11 protein-coding genes are annotated in these 14,841 nt (G+C 51.5%); 10 read left to right on the plus strand and 1 reads right to left on the minus strand.

Annotation, left to right across the window (positions count from 1 at the left end):
* The first annotated feature begins 1,161 nt into the window (after positions 1 to 1,161).
* The 10 genes from H8K27_RS14630 (at position 1,162) to H8K27_RS14675 (ending at position 14,304) form a co-directional block, all read left to right on the plus strand.
* Positions 1,162 to 2,922, plus strand: coding sequence for an ABC transporter substrate-binding protein (locus tag H8K27_RS14630; RefSeq protein ID WP_222610691.1), 1,761 nt, complete (start codon positions 1,162 to 1,164; stop codon positions 2,920 to 2,922).
* A 36-nt stretch (positions 2,923 to 2,958) separates the two neighbouring features.
* The gene (locus H8K27_RS14635) at positions 2,959 to 3,897 is read left to right on the plus strand and encodes an ABC transporter permease (protein WP_186863925.1); all 939 of its coding nucleotides are present in this window, start codon (positions 2,959 to 2,961) and stop codon (positions 3,895 to 3,897) included.
* Between the two features lie 9 nt (positions 3,898 to 3,906).
* Positions 3,907 to 5,019, plus strand: coding sequence for an ABC transporter permease (locus tag H8K27_RS14640; RefSeq protein ID WP_186863926.1), 1,113 nt, complete (start codon positions 3,907 to 3,909; stop codon positions 5,017 to 5,019).
* 9 nt (positions 5,020 to 5,028) lie between these two features.
* Positions 5,029 to 6,753, plus strand: coding sequence for an ABC transporter ATP-binding protein (locus H8K27_RS14645; protein WP_186863927.1), 1,725 nt, complete (start codon positions 5,029 to 5,031; stop codon positions 6,751 to 6,753).
* Between the two features lie 416 nt (positions 6,754 to 7,169).
* Entirely contained in the window at positions 7,170 to 7,964 is a 795-nt protein-coding gene (gene fabI / locus H8K27_RS14650) for an enoyl-ACP reductase FabI (RefSeq protein ID WP_186863928.1), read from the plus strand.
* Between the two features lie 461 nt (positions 7,965 to 8,425).
* A complete protein-coding gene (gene bcsZ, locus H8K27_RS14655; protein ID WP_186863929.1) occupies positions 8,426 to 9,589 on the plus strand; it encodes a cellulose synthase complex periplasmic endoglucanase BcsZ in 1,164 nt (387 codons plus the stop codon).
* Positions 9,590 to 9,927: 338 nt separating this feature from the next.
* Positions 9,928 to 11,349, plus strand: coding sequence for a DEAD/DEAH box helicase (locus H8K27_RS14660; RefSeq protein WP_186863930.1), 1,422 nt, complete (start codon positions 9,928 to 9,930; stop codon positions 11,347 to 11,349).
* A gap of 152 nt (positions 11,350 to 11,501) precedes the next feature.
* Entirely contained in the window at positions 11,502 to 12,560 is a 1,059-nt protein-coding gene (gene selD, locus H8K27_RS14665) for a selenide, water dikinase SelD (protein WP_186863931.1), read from the plus strand.
* A gap of 31 nt (positions 12,561 to 12,591) precedes the next feature.
* On the plus strand, positions 12,592 to 13,527 hold the full coding sequence (gene tal / locus H8K27_RS14670) for a transaldolase (RefSeq protein ID WP_186864025.1): 936 nt from the start codon (positions 12,592 to 12,594) through the stop codon (positions 13,525 to 13,527).
* 141 nt (positions 13,528 to 13,668) lie between these two features.
* Positions 13,669 to 14,304: a CatA-like O-acetyltransferase gene (locus H8K27_RS14675; RefSeq protein WP_186863932.1), complete on the plus strand. Its 636-nt coding sequence runs from the start codon at positions 13,669 to 13,671 to the stop codon at positions 14,302 to 14,304.
* 62 nt (positions 14,305 to 14,366) lie between these two features.
* On the opposite strand, the gene rnhA is transcribed toward H8K27_RS14675, so the two are convergent.
* The gene (gene rnhA, locus H8K27_RS14680; RefSeq protein WP_186863933.1) at positions 14,367 to 14,840 is read right to left on the minus strand and encodes a ribonuclease HI; all 474 of its coding nucleotides are present in this window, start codon (positions 14,838 to 14,840) and stop codon (positions 14,367 to 14,369) included.
* Position 14,841 lies beyond the last annotated feature (1 nt).

The raw sequence follows: 14,841 nt of genomic DNA on the forward strand, positions 1-14,841 counted from the left end.
GATTTCGACGAGTTTGGTTCCTAGTCCATTGACCAGGGCGTACACCAGTACGACGTGAAAGGCTATGACCAGCCCTATCCCCAGAAATTTCTTTCCGGGTTCTTGCTGGCGATCTGAAAAATCCATTAATACTCCTCCAAAACAACAAGGTCTACCATTTGACTCGCGTCAACATGTATGAACAAAAAACGATTATAAATGTTGTGACGCGTCAAAAAGAGCCTGACGTACAAAACCACTTATAAATTCATCGCTGGGGGAAAGACCAAAATATATGACGTTTAATTAGCAAGAAAAGGCTTATTTAATTTTGCAATATTCTTGCTGACATATTGACCGCCCGAACAGACTAATTATCTTTTAGATAGTAAACAATAACATTTCACTATCAATACAATCATTTTTGGCTGCACAAATTTTCGTTTAATGAGAAAAATATGATTTTCCGGAATCTGACAGGCATATTTTTATGTAAATAAATTTACGTTACTCAGTTAAGTCCGAAAATTAATGCATTAAATTCCTGCACCAAATTTTCCGAAGGCGCATAAGACCATTTCGGTCTGCTGCCTGTCAATATCTTCCAACCTGTTCTTTCATAAAAACAACAGCGCGCATTCTGCCAAAAAAAGACAGGAAAAGGAAACGCATATTTTTGTGCTTCGCAGCATATTTTTGGTGCATTTTGGATGTTTAATCCATGTCAATCCGGTTTATTCGCCTTGCGATGGCCGTAACTGAATAAAATTTCCTTTCCCTTTCAATTCGATCAAAAAAACGGCAAAAATTGCGCCGTTTTTTTTATTCTTTTTTATGCATGACAACAAAGAAATTCAATCTCATCTTGTTTTTACCTGCCATTCCTGAATTATTTCCACTGTCACGCACGTAATCGGTGCAGTGCTATTGATAAAAAATTTTTCTTCTCTATCGCACTGACTGAAAACTTCAGCTAAGGTTACGGCGCCCGGCATGAAACGGTTTTTCCTGATTTTCAACATCCCGTTTGACATCGTGATGACATGATCAGTCCGCATTCTTTGCCCGTCTTAATTCAAGTAGGAAGAACAACGCATGATTCGCTCAATGACAACCGGGAAATCCGGTCTGTTTAAAACTCTTCGCCAGTGTTGTTTACCAGCGGTACTGCTTCTGGTGAGTATGGGAATATATGCGGCGCAGGCTGAAACCGCGCCGGACAACGCGGGATTTGCCGATCCGGAAAAAGTATTGCGGACGATTTTTCCGGTCGCGGAAACAGGTTTTGATCCGGCTGCAACACGCGATTTATATTCCAATGCCGTCAACGAAGTTATTTTTGAACGTTTATTCAGCTATGACTATCTGGCGAGTCCGGCCAGGATCGTTCCAGAAACGGCGGAGAAACTGCCTGAGATTTCTGAAGACGGAAAGACTTATCTGATACGGCTGAAAAAAAATATTTACTTCACCCCGGACGAAGCGTTTCAAGGAAAAAAACGCGAGCTGACGGTGGATGATTATGTTTACTCGCTCAAGCGGCTGATGGATCCAAAAATCGCTTCCAGCCACCGCTGGCTGCTCGAAGGAAAAATTCTTGGTCTGGACGCCTGTGCGGAGAAGGCAAAAAAGACCGGAAAATTTGATTACGACGCCAGAGTTCCGGGATTTGAAGTGATCGACAAATATACCTTGCGCATCCGCTTAACCAGACCGGATTTCAACCTCCCGATGATTCTGGCTTATACCGCCGCATCTGCCGTTGCGCGCGAGGTGATTGAGAAATATCAGGACTTGCAAGGACAGGTCATGGGAAATCCGGTCGGTACCGGACCTTACCGGCTGACGGAATGGGTGCGTGGCTCAAAAATTGTTCTGGAAGCCAACCGGGATTATCGCCCGGTATTCTGGGATGCTGAGCCGGGCAAGGACCCGGTTGATCAGCAGATTGTGCGCACCATGAAAGGTAAGCGGCTGCCGCAGATAGGCAAGGTGATTGTGCACGTGATTCTGGAAGATCAGTCGCGTTTGCTGGCGTTTCAGAAAGATGAATCCGACCTGTTCCAGCTTTATGGCGGACTGGCGCCACAAGTCTTAAAAGACGGCAAGCTGAAACCGGAATTTCAGAAAAAAGGAATACAGCTTTCACGGATTATTGATCCTGAACTGACAATTTACTACTGGAACATGCAGGACCCTGTTTTTGGTGGTCTCAGCAAAGAAAAAATCGCGCTGCGCCGGGCGGTGGCGATGGCGCACAAAGTAGAAGACGAAATCCGTATTGTTGATAACGGTGAAGCAGTACCGCTGGAATTTCCGATTCCTCCCGGTGTGGTCGGCCATGATCCGGATTACCGCAGCAGCATTCAATACGATCCGGTTGCAGCCAATGCCCTGCTGGATAAATTTGGCTACAAAAAGGGAAAGGATGGTTATCGTAATCTGCCGAACGGGCAAGCATTTGAAATTCACTACACCACCCAGACCGAATCGCGTGGCCATCTGCAGGCAGAAGTCTGGAAAAAGACCTATGACAGTGTCGGCATCAGAATGCAGGCTGATTTCCGTCCGTTTGCCGAAATTCTGAAAGCAGAAAAACAATGTCAGCTGACACAGCGCATTTCTCCATGGATGGCCGACTATCCGGACGGGGATAATTTTATGCAGCTGTTTTATGGAAAAAACATTCATATGAATAACAATGGCTGCATGGAGATCCCCGAATATGACCGCCTGTACGAAGCATCTCAACAGCTTCCGGCCGGGCCGGAGCGGGATCTGCTATATCACAGGATGGCGCGCATTCTGGAGGTCTACGCACCGCAGCGCATTGGGTACGCACGCTACCGCAATATGCTGGCACAACCACGTGTGATCGGCTACAAAAAACATCCGATCATGCATGTCGAATGGCCGTTCATCGACATCGATAAAAACAAATAATGCACAGACTGTACTTATACCTCAGGAATTTTTGAAATGGCTGCTTATATTCTGCGACGCCTGTGGCAAATGGCCCCGACTATGCTGGGCGTGATTTTGCTGGTTTTCTTTCTGTTTAACTGGGTCGGTGGTGATCCCGCTTATATCCTGGCCGGCAAAATGTCGAACCCTGAACAGATTGCAAATATCCGCCAGCAGTTAGGTATCGATCAGCCCTACTATGTCCAGCTCTGGATATTTATTCAGCAGATTGCCACCTTCAATTTTGGTAACAGCTGGAGCACGGGAGAAGCGGTGTCTTCGATTATTTCCAGCCGTCTTGGCCCGTCGCTGACAGTATTACTGCCGCTGACTGTGATTGAAACGCTGATTGCGATTGCTCTTGCGCTGTTGATTGCATTCCGGCGCGGCAGCATCACTGACCGGGCCGTGATGGTCACCTGTACCGTCGGTATGTCGATCAGCATTCTGGTGTATATCATCGTCGGGCAATATGTGTTTGCCTACCAACTCGGATTTTTTCCTGTACAGGGATGGGGCAACAGCCTGGCGGAAAATCTGTTCCGCTATTCGGCGCTGCCGGTATTAATTGCGCTGGCGGTGGGCGTGGCGCCCAGCCTGCGTCTGTTCCGCAGCTTTGTACTGGATGAAGTGAACCAGGATTATGTGCGGACGGCACGCGCCAAAGGTGTGCCGGAGCGCCGTGTGAAATGGGTGCATGTGCTGCGCAATGCGTCTATCCCCATCATCACCCATGTCATGTCCAATCTGCCGGCATTGCTGATTGGCGCATTCCTGATCGAACGGTTTTTTTCTATCCCCGGCATTGGCAGGGAAGTGATTCTGGCCGTTGAACGCAGTGATTTTCCGGTCATCAAGGCAATCACGGTGTATGTGGCAGCTGCAACGATGTTATTTAATCTCCTGACCGATTTGCTGTATCAGGCAGTTGATCCGCGTGTTCAGCTGAAATAAGGACCGGTCATGCATTCCAATCTTTCTCCGATGAATCAACCTACTTCCCCCGGTTTATGGACACTGGCATGCCGCCGTCTGCGTGCAGACCATACCGCCATGATCGCCCTCGCTGTCGTGCTCGCATTTTTGCTGACGCTTTTATTGTCAGTCAGCGGACTGATTGCCGCCGATTGGGAAAATGAAACCGGTGTCAGCTACGCACCACCGCATTTCATCGGCGCCAGCCAGCCTGAAAGTGCAATAACACCCGAATCAACCGCCGCTGTGCCGGATAATCCCTTTGATCCGCTGAAAGATGTGCTGCGTGAATTGCGGCAGAAAAACGGAACACAAACAAACGCCCTGAATGATTACGGCATTGCTGATCCGCTGGCAGCAGAAATGGCAGAGATTCGGGCTGAACTGGCGAAATCAGGCAAGGCGCGCGTCGTCCAGCGCGCCGCCACCCTGCCCTTTGGGGCAGATAAATGGGGGCATGATATCGTCAAGAAAACGATCAAAGGCGCGGAAACTTCGATCGTCGTCGGCCTGGTCGCCGCTTTACTGGCGACTTTACTGGGAACGCTGTTTGGTGCTGCCGCCGGTTATTTTGGTGGCTGGACAGATGATTTCTTTAACTGGTTTTACAGTATTTTCACATCGATTCCCTATTTGTTGCTGGTGCTGTCAGTGGCAGCGGTACTTCAGCAAAAAGGAGTTGGCACCATCATTCTGATTCTGGCATTGACCGGCTGGACCGGCCCGTTTCGCCTGATGCGTGCCGAGTATATGAAACACAAGAACCGGGAGTATGTCTGGGCGGCGGACGCCATCGGCGCTTCGCACTGGCGGAAAATGTTTATCCATATTTTTCCGAATGTCAGCCATGTCGCCCTGGTCCAGGTATCCATTCTGGTGGTTGGATTTATCAAATCGGAAGTGATCCTGAGTTTTCTCGGATTCGGCGTACCGGTCGGCACGGTCTCCTGGGGCAGCATGCTGAATGAGGCGCAGAACGAATTGATTTTGGGTAAGTGGTGGCAGCTGGTCGCAGCGACCAGTGCGATGGCTGTGCTGGTCACCGCCTTCTCTTTGTTCACCGATGCCTTGCGCGACGCGCTGGATCCCAAACTGAAATAAGGAATTTCTATGCAGACAGATACGCCATTACTTGAAGTCAGTGATCTGCGGGTTTCATTTCGCATCAGTAAAAAAGACAGCACAGAGACCGTCAAGGGCATTTCTTTTTCCATTCCGCGTAATTGCACCGTCGCCCTGGTCGGGGAATCCGGCAGCGGAAAATCTGTGAGTTCACTGGCTGTCATGGGCTTATTGCCGCCGGATACCTCACAGATTGGCAATGGCAGCCGGATTCTGTTTGAAGGATGCAACCTGCTGGAGCTGTCCACCGAACAACGCCGTCAGCTGTGCGGTAAAGATATTTCGATGATATTTCAGGAACCAATGAGTTCCCTGAACCCGGTATTTACTGTCGGTTTTCAGATTGCGGAAGTCTTGCAACTGCACATGGGCATGAATGCAAAGCAGGCGCGTAAACGGGCCATTGCCCTGCTGGAGGAAGTCGGCATTCCAGAACCGGAACGCAAAATAGATGCCTACCCCAGCCAGATGTCTGGCGGACAGCAGCAGCGCGTCATGATTGCGATGGCGATTGCCTGCGAACCGAAGCTGCTGATTGCCGATGAACCGACAACGGCACTCGACGTCACGATACAAAAGCAGATTATCGAACTGATTCACAAGTTACGCATCAAGCATCAGATGTCGGTGCTGTTTATTACGCATGATCTGGCACTGGTCGGTGAAATCGCCGATCAGGTCATCGTGATGCGGCATGGGGAAATCCGCGAAACCGGCAGCACACAGCAGATTTTCAATCACCCGGCAGACAGTTATACGCAAGCCTTGCTGCATTGCCGCCCTTCGCTCGACAAACGCCCGTGGCGATTGCCGGTCATTGCGGATTTCATTGAAAACGACCATACCCTGCCGGAACAGCGGGAGCGGCAGCGCGGATTGCATGGCGGTGAAGACATTGTGCTGGATGTGCGCGGACTGAGTAAGAGTTTCTTCACCCGGGAAGGCTTATTCGGTAAAAAAGAATTTAAAGCCGTCGATGATGTTTCATTCCGGCTCGCGCGCGGCAAGACGCTGGGAGTGGTCGGTGAATCCGGCTCAGGTAAAACCACGGTCGGACTGACTCTGATGCGGCTGCACCGCGCCAGCAGCGGTCAGGTAATGTTCGACGGAAAAAATATCCTCGCCATGCCGGACAAGGATTTTCTCCCTTATAAGCGGCGTATCCAGATCATTTTTCAGAATCCCTATGCTTCACTGAATCCCCGTTTCACGATCGGCCAGATTCTGATGGAGCCGATGCATATCCACCAGATTGGCAACAATGATGGCCAGCGCGCTGCCTTAGCGGTTCAATTGCTGGATAAAGTCGGGCTGCCGGCAGCCGCATTTCATCGCTATCCTCACGAGTTTTCCGGTGGCCAGCGCCAGCGCATTGCCATCGCCCGCTGCCTGACCATGAAACCGGAAGTGCTGATCTGTGACGAATCTGTGTCGGCGCTGGATGTTTCGGTACAGGCACAAGTGCTCAACCTACTGCAGGATCTGCAGGAAGAATTCGGACTGTCTTACATCTTCATTTCCCATGATCTGGCCGTCGTGAAATACATCGCCGATCAGGTCATGGTCATGAACCGGGGGAAAGTCGTGGAGATGGCCAATGCCGACGATCTGTACCATCAGCCGCAGCATGCCTATACCAGAACGCTGCTCAGTGCGATTCCGCGTGGACTGGCTTCCACCGCCAGCATGACCTCGTCGGTAGCATCAATATGAATGCAGGGGGAGTATCTGAAAAATCAGGCCGATTGTCGCCGTCAAAAAAGAGGCTAAAAATATACTCCCCCGAGTATATTTTATGTCTCAAACTATCCGGAATTACGTCGCGCAAATCTCCCGGATTCCGGCAAGCCCCTGAAATCTGTACGGACATGCTTTTATTTCACTGACCACCAGGAGAAATCACCGACATTTGCCCGATTCACACTTAGCATCTACAATTCCGACCTGTTGCTGTGTCAGCTTGCTGCAGACACAACAAAATGCACCGTCCAGTCACTGTGATGGATAGAAACAATGAACAAAGGAAATGCGCAGCGGCTGACCGCCCGGCGCATTTCCCGAACAACCAAAGCGTTGTATCGGCACGTTTTTCCGGACGTGCCAGTGCGGCGATTTTATCTGGAGTCAACATGGCATTTCTGCAAGGCAAAAAAATTCTGATCACCGGTTTACTGTCCAACCGTTCTATCGCTTACGGCATCGCCCAGGCTTGCAAACGCGAAGGCGCTGAACTGGCATTCACTTATGTCGGTGACCGGTTTAAAGACAGAATCACCGAATTCGCTGCAGAATTTGACAGCAAACTGATTTTCGACTGCGACGTCGCCAGCGATGAACAGATCGAAGCCGTGTTTAAAGACCTGGGCCAGCACTGGGACCGGCTGGATGGACTGGTGCATGCCATCGGCTTTGCCCCGCGTGAAGCGATTGCCGGCGAATTCCTCGATGGCTTTTCGCGCGAAGCCTTCCGTATTGCACATGACATCTCCGCATACAGTTTCCCGGCAATGGCAAAAGCCGCTTTACCAATGCTGCACGCCGATTCCGCCCTGCTGACCCTGTCGTATCTGGGAGCGATCCGCGCGATTCCTCACTACAACACCATGGGACTGGCAAAAGCCTCGCTGGAAGCATCGGTGCGCTATCTGGCAGAAGACCTGGGTAAAAAGGGCATCCGTGTGAACGGCATTTCTGCCGGCCCGATCAAGACCCTGGCGGCCAGCGGCATCAAGGATTTCGGTAAACTGCTGGGCTTCGTTGCAGACCATGCACCGCTGCGCCGCAATGTGACGATTGAAGATGTCGGCAATACCGCAGCATTTCTGCTGTCACATCTGGCAAACGGCATTACAGGCGAAATCACGTATGTTGACGGTGGTTTCTCCCACGTCATGGGTCTGAACGCAGACACCTACGACCGCTGATCTACCGTATTACCAACCGTCATTTCTTCCCCTGAAAAGCTGCAAATCGAATTTGCAGCTTTTTTCTTTTCTTCCTGTCAAAAACAAGGCTGCCAACTTCAGTAATCAACCTCACTGGTTGATTACCAACGTCTGCCGGATGTGCAGAAATCAGGAAAGATCCGGCGACATATTATTTAATCGCGTTTTTATGTGCTTACTTGATGTGATGACAGATTGACTTATTTTTGGCTACTCCCTGGCATTTACAGAGTAAAATATATTTAAAAAAAGACAATATTCTACTTTCTGGTCAAAACAGGTCAGAAAACTTCTGTATCAGCAAAAATAGAGGTTTTCAAATCTTTTTTGATCGACTACACTTTCAATAAAACTATCGTTAACAATTTTTAACAATTAGTGCAATATTTTCACTGAGCAATACGGCAAATACCTTACATCACCTGATCGGTATCCAGGATATGCTCGTTTTTCGTCTGATTACGATTACCCTCTCACTGATCCTGATTATCCTGCCCGGATGCTCAGGTAATCAGTCTGTACTCACTGCCAACGCCGTCTGCTCGACTTCCTGGCCGGAGTGGTTGCGTTTCAGGCAAATGTTTGTCACTCCGGAAGGCCGGGTAGTTGACCACAGCACGCCCAATAAGCAAACGGTTTCCGAAGGACAAGGGTACGCCATGTTTTTTGCGCTGGCCGCCAACGACCGGAGCAGCTTTGACAATCTGCTGCGCTGGACCGAAAACAATCTGGCGGGCGGTGACCTGACGACACGTCTTCCTGCCTGGCAATGGGGGCAGCGTAATGATGGCAGCTGGGGTGTGCTGGACATGAATTCTGCGTCGGATGCCGATCTGTGGCTGGCTTATACGCTGGGTATTGCGGGAGAAGTCTGGAACGACCGTCATTACAGCCGTCTGTCACATGCACTGGCTCAGCGCATCCTGAACGAAGAAACGGAAAACATTCCCGGCCTGGGTCTCACCCTGTTGCCGGCTCCCTACGGATTTACCCTGCCAAATCGCAACTGGAAACTCAATGCGAGCTATCTGCCAATACAGTTATTACGCTGGTTCGCACAAAACGACAGCGATTCCCGCTGGAATAAACTGATCCAGTCCTCAAACCGGATCATTCTGAGCTCCGCTCCCAGAGGTTATGCGGCAGACTGGGTTGTTTACAGTCAGGAAAAGGGTTTTCAACCTGATGCGGTCGGACTGGGTGAAGGCAGCTATGATGCGATTCGTGTTTATTTGTGGGCAGGCATGCTGTCGGAACACGATGACTTGCGCCCTGCCCTGCTGAAAACCCTGCAACCCATGGCGGTGCTGACTGAAGCAAAAACCTACCCGCCCGAATATGTCGATGTACTGACTGGCGAAGTCAAAAGTCCGGCCTCAGCCGGATTCTCCGCAGCACTGCTGCCATTTCTGGAAAGCAGCAACGCGCACTCCGTACTGGAACAGCAGCGCCAGCGGGTACAAAAACAAGGCATCCGTGCTGACGTTTACTACGATCAGGCGCTGTACCTGTTCTCATCCGGCTGGCAATCCCGTCGTTTCCGGTTTCAGGGAAACGGCGATGTCCGGCTCAGCTGGGTCAAATCCTGCACTCCCGGCGGCTGAATCGCCCGCAGCCATTCCCGTCTCCAGGATACTTGTGTGAAATTTTTCTGCGTAAGTATATAAATTCATGTATGATCTCATTTTTGCACTGCAATATCAGTGTAAAACCTGAGTAGCATCGCAAGCCTCTGCACATCCTCTGTTGGATGATGCATAAAAAAGCCCTCCCGCCCTGCATGTCTGGTAACACCCGATAGACATCATCCCGGCGCAAAGCTTTTGTGCCGAAATTTCATTGTCGTCCGTAGTTGGATTTTCTGTGTTCATTTCGTTTGGTTGGCGCTGCTTATTTGCGCGCGCTGTTTGCGCAGCGTGCTCCATTTTTACGAAAGAATTTCATGAATTTTGAAGAATTAGGTCTCCACGTCAATATCATCCGCGCACTGACTGATGCTGGCTATACCAAGCCGACACCAGTACAGGAGCAGGCGATTCCTGCTGCGATCGAAGGACGTGACCTGCTGGTTTCTTCCCAGACCGGTTCTGGTAAAACAGCCGCATTCATGCTGCCAGCCCTGCACAAATTAGCCACTGCCGAAGTCGTCAGTTACAGCAACGAGAAAACACCGAATCAGGAACGCCAGTCTGCCCGTTCCCGTGGCGACCGTCCGCGCTTTGTCGCGGCAAAGCCAAAAATGCTGGTTCTGACACCAACCCGTGAACTGGCTTTGCAGGTAACAACCGCGACAGACAAATACGGCGCTTATACCCGCCGTCTGAAAGCAGTATCGATTCTGGGTGGCATGCCTTATCCGAAGCAGATGCAATTGCTATCCCGCAATCCGGAAATTCTGGTCGCCACACCTGGCCGCCTGATTGATCACATGGAATCCGGCAAGATTGATTTTTCTGAACTGCAAATGCTGGTCCTGGACGAAGCCGACCGCATGCTGGACATGGGTTTTATTGAAGATATCGAAAAAATCGTCGCCGCGACACCACCGACACGCCAGACCATGCTGTTCTCGGCGACGCTTGATGGCGTTGTCGGTAACATGGCAAAACGTATTACTACGGAACCAATGGTGATTCAGATTGCCGGCTCTGCCAGCAAGCATGAAAACATTCAGCAGAAAGTCCACTTCGTTGACGATCTGTCGCACAAAAACCGTATGCTCGACCACTTGCTGCGTGATGTATCGCTGGATCAGGCCGTGGTGTTTACCGCAACCAAACGCGACGCCGATACGATTGCAGACCGTTTGAATATCGCCGGTTTTGCTGCTGCCGCATTGCATGGCGACATGCATCAGGGCGCGCGCAACCGCACACTGGATGGTTTGCGCCGTGGTCATATCCGCGTTCTGGTAGCGACCGATGTTGCCGCACGCGGTATCGACGTGCCAGGCATCACCCACGTGTTCAATTACGACCTGCCGAAATTCCCTGAAGACTACGTACACCGTATCGGCCGTACTGGTCGTGCAGGCCGTAAAGGCGTAGCCGTATCTCTGGTGAACCATGCGGAAAGCATGCACGTAAAGCGTATCGAGCGCTTTACCAAGCAACTGATTCCGGTCGATGTCATCGAGGGTTTTGAGCCGAAAAAGACTGCGGCACCAGGCCGTACATCTGCCCGCAAACCACAAGGCTGGAAACCGGGTGACAATCGCAAGAGCGGCTACGGCAACAGCAAACCTGGACAACGTTCTTTCAGCAAACCGGGCAGCAGCACTGCTCCGCGTAAAGACGGCGGCAGCGCTTACAAAGGCAGCCGTCAAGCTGAAGGCGGCGCCCGCCGCAGTTTTGGCGATTACTGATCTGGCTGCTGATGTCACGTACACCGGACACCATATAGTATTTCCGCAATAAACCGTATCATCAAAAAGCGATCTCTTCCGGGGTCGCTTTTTTTTATACTGCTCTGCCAGCGTATAATCGCTATCTTGACCAACGCATCATTACTGCATACATGAGCTCCAACCCTGACCAAGCCCTGCGCCTGACTTCCTTTTCTCATGGCGGCGGCTGCGGCTGCAAGATTGCGCCTGGCGTGCTTGCCGAAATTCTCAAAAAATCTGCCGGTTTTCCGGTTCCTGCTGCGCTCATGGTCGGTATTGAAACCTCCGATGATGCTGCCGTCTATCGACTCAACGACGAACAGGCGCTGATTGCCACCACTGACTTTTTCATGCCTATCGTTGATGATCCGTTCGACTTCGGGCGGATTGCAGCAACCAATGCGATCTCGGATATTTATGCTATGGGCGGCACCCCGATCATGGCACTGGCACTGGTAGGCATGCCGGTCAGTCAGCTGCCGCTGGATGTCATCGGGCAGATCATCCGCGGTGGTGAAACGATCTGCGCCGAAGCGGGCATTCCGATTGCCGGCGGCCACACCATCGATTCCGTGGAACCGATTTACGGCCTGGTCGTCATGGGACTGATTCATCCATCGAAAGTGAAACGTAATGCGGATGCCAGGCCGGGTGACCAGCTTATCCTCGGTAAAGGTCTCGGGGTTGGCATCTTATCTGCGGCACTCAAAAAACAGGCGCTCGATGATGCCGGTTATGCCAGTATGATTGCCAGCACCACCAAACTGAATCGCCCCGGCCAGCGCTTGTCCCATCTCGCAGATGTGCATGCCATGACCGACGTGACAGGTTTCGGATTGCTCGGCCATTTGCTGGAAATCTGCCGTGGTTCGGGATTGCAGGCCCGACTGACGCTGCCTGCCATCCCCCTGCTCGATCAGGTAAGCCCGCTGGCTCAGGCTGGCTATGTCACCGGCGCATCCGCCCGCAACTGGGCAGCCTACGGGCATGAAGTCCGTCTTGATGCAGGCGTGGCCGCTTATCAACAGGCTTTACTGACCGACCCGCAGACTTCAGGTGGCCTGCTGGTTTCCTGCGCACCGTCTGCCGTGGAACAGGTGCTGGCTATTTTCTGCGAGGAAGGTTTTCATGATGCCGCCGTGATCGGTGAAATCGTTGCAGGATCACCGGTTGTTGAAGTTAAGCTTTGAATTCACCATGGAATAACTACGAATGACTACTATGAATCAACTTGAACAACTGAAACAGTACACCACCGTTGTTGCCGATACCGGCGATTTCCAGGCCATCAAGGCTTACGCGCCGCGCGATGCCACGACGAATCCGTCGCTGATCCTGAAAGCCGTGCAAAAGCCTGAATACCGTCATCTGCTGGAAAAGGCCGTGGCAGAAACAGCCGGTCAATCCGTGGACGACACCATTGACCATTTGCTCATCGCTTTTGGCCTGCAAATCCTGAACGAAATTCCGGGCAGGGTATCAACCGAAACTGATGCCCGGCTGTCGTTCGATACCGAAGCAACGGTTGCCAAAGGGCGCAAACTGATTGCGATGTACGAAGCCGCCGGCGTTCCCCGCGAACGGGTACTGATCAAAATCGCCTCCACCTGGGAAGGCATACAGGCAGCGGAAATTCTGGAAAAAGAAGGCATCCGCTGCAACATGACTTTGCTGTTCTGCCTTGCTCAGGCGATTGCCTGTGCTGAAGCAGGCGCCAAGCTGATTTCCCCTTTTGTTGGCCGCATTTACGACTGGTACAAAGCCAAAACCGGCCAGGAAATTTTCGGTGCCGATGATCCGGGTGTACTGTCCGTCAAAAAAATCTACAACTACTACCGTAAATTCGGCTACCAGACCGAAGTCATGGGCGCCAGCTTCCGCAACACTTCCCAGATTCTGGAGCTGGCAGGATGTGACCTGCTCACCATCAGCCCTGAACTGCTGCAGAAACTGGCAGACTCCGCAACACCAGTCACTCCGAAGCTGAGTGCCGAAAGCGCAGCCAGCGCATCAATCAGCAAAATCGAGATGAACGAAAAAGCGTTCCGCTTCCAGTTGAATGAAGATGCCATGGCAACAGAAAAACTGGCCGAGGGTATCCGCGCCTTCTGTGCCGATACCATCAAGCTGGAGCAGATGATTGCAGCAATGCGTTAACAACGCCGGCGTGCTGTCATTTTGTATCTGACATGACAGGAGCCATGCGGATCGCATACCATAACGGGCAAAGATAACGGGCAGAGTTTTCTGCCCGTTTTTTTACCTGATCACACCGATAACTTTTGACAACACCGGATAATGAAAAAAATTCTTGATCTGTCCAGCTGGAATCGCCGCGAGCACTTTGATTTTTTTTCCCGTCTGGATGAACCTTTTCACGGTATTGTCACCGATGTCAACTGCAGCGCAGGCTATCAATATTGCCAACAGGAAGGCATTTCCTTTTTCCTGTTTTATCTTCACCGCTGCCTGCAGGCTATCCAGAAAACTGAAGCCATGCGTTACCGCATTCAGGGGCAGCAGGTTGTTGATTATGCGGTCATCCATGCGAATGCCACGATCGGCCGCAGCGACCATACTTTTGGTTTTTGCCCGATTGAGTTTAACCCGGACTTTCAGGCATTCAGTCAGCATGCCCGGCGAGCCATGGACCAGGTCAAAAACGCCGCCGGTCTGTGTTTTAATCAGGACTGCGAGCGTGACGATGTGATTCACTTTTCGGCGATGCCATGGTTACAGTTCACCGGAATCACCCACGCGCGCCGGCACGACGGACTGGACAGCGTCCCCAAGATTTCAGTCGGACGCTGCTCGCACATTCATGGTGAATGGAGCATGCCGGTTGCCACCTTTGTACACCACGGTTTAGTCGATGCTTACCATGTCCATGAGTTTCTGCAGCAATTTGAAGCGGGGCTCAACCAGCGCCCCTGACCGGTATCTGCAGCTACCACAGCAACCATGCTGACCGCAGCTGCAAACGTTCCCGCGCATCCTTAATCTTCCGCAGAACTCTGCGCTGCTCCGGACGATCCGCTTAATACGCTGTCAACCCCTTTATTGGCCAGCTGATCGGCCTTTTCATTGCCGGGATGACCAGTATGGCCACGCACCCAGCGCCACTCAATCTGGTGCACGCCTTGCGCCGCATCAAGTGCCTGCCACAAGTCTACATTTTTGACCGGCGCCTTTGATGCCGTTTTCCAGCCCTTGGCCTTCCAGCCGCTCAGCCATTCTGTCATGCCCTTCAGCACATACTGACTATCCGTGTGCAATATGATGTGGCAAGGACGTTTCAATGCCTGAAGCGCCTGTATCACCGCCATTAATTCCATCCGGTTATTGGTGGTCTCACGTTCGCCGCCAAACAATTCTTTCTGACGGCTGCCCGCCACCAGCAATGCACCCCAGCCGCCGACACCGGGATTTCCTTTACAAGCACCATCTGTATAAATTTCAATTTTATCCATA

Origin of the sequence: Cognatundibacterium griseum (assembly GCF_014284195.1) — a bacterium.
GTDB classification, from domain to species: domain Bacteria; phylum Pseudomonadota; class Gammaproteobacteria; order Burkholderiales; family Burkholderiaceae_D; genus Undibacterium; species Undibacterium griseum.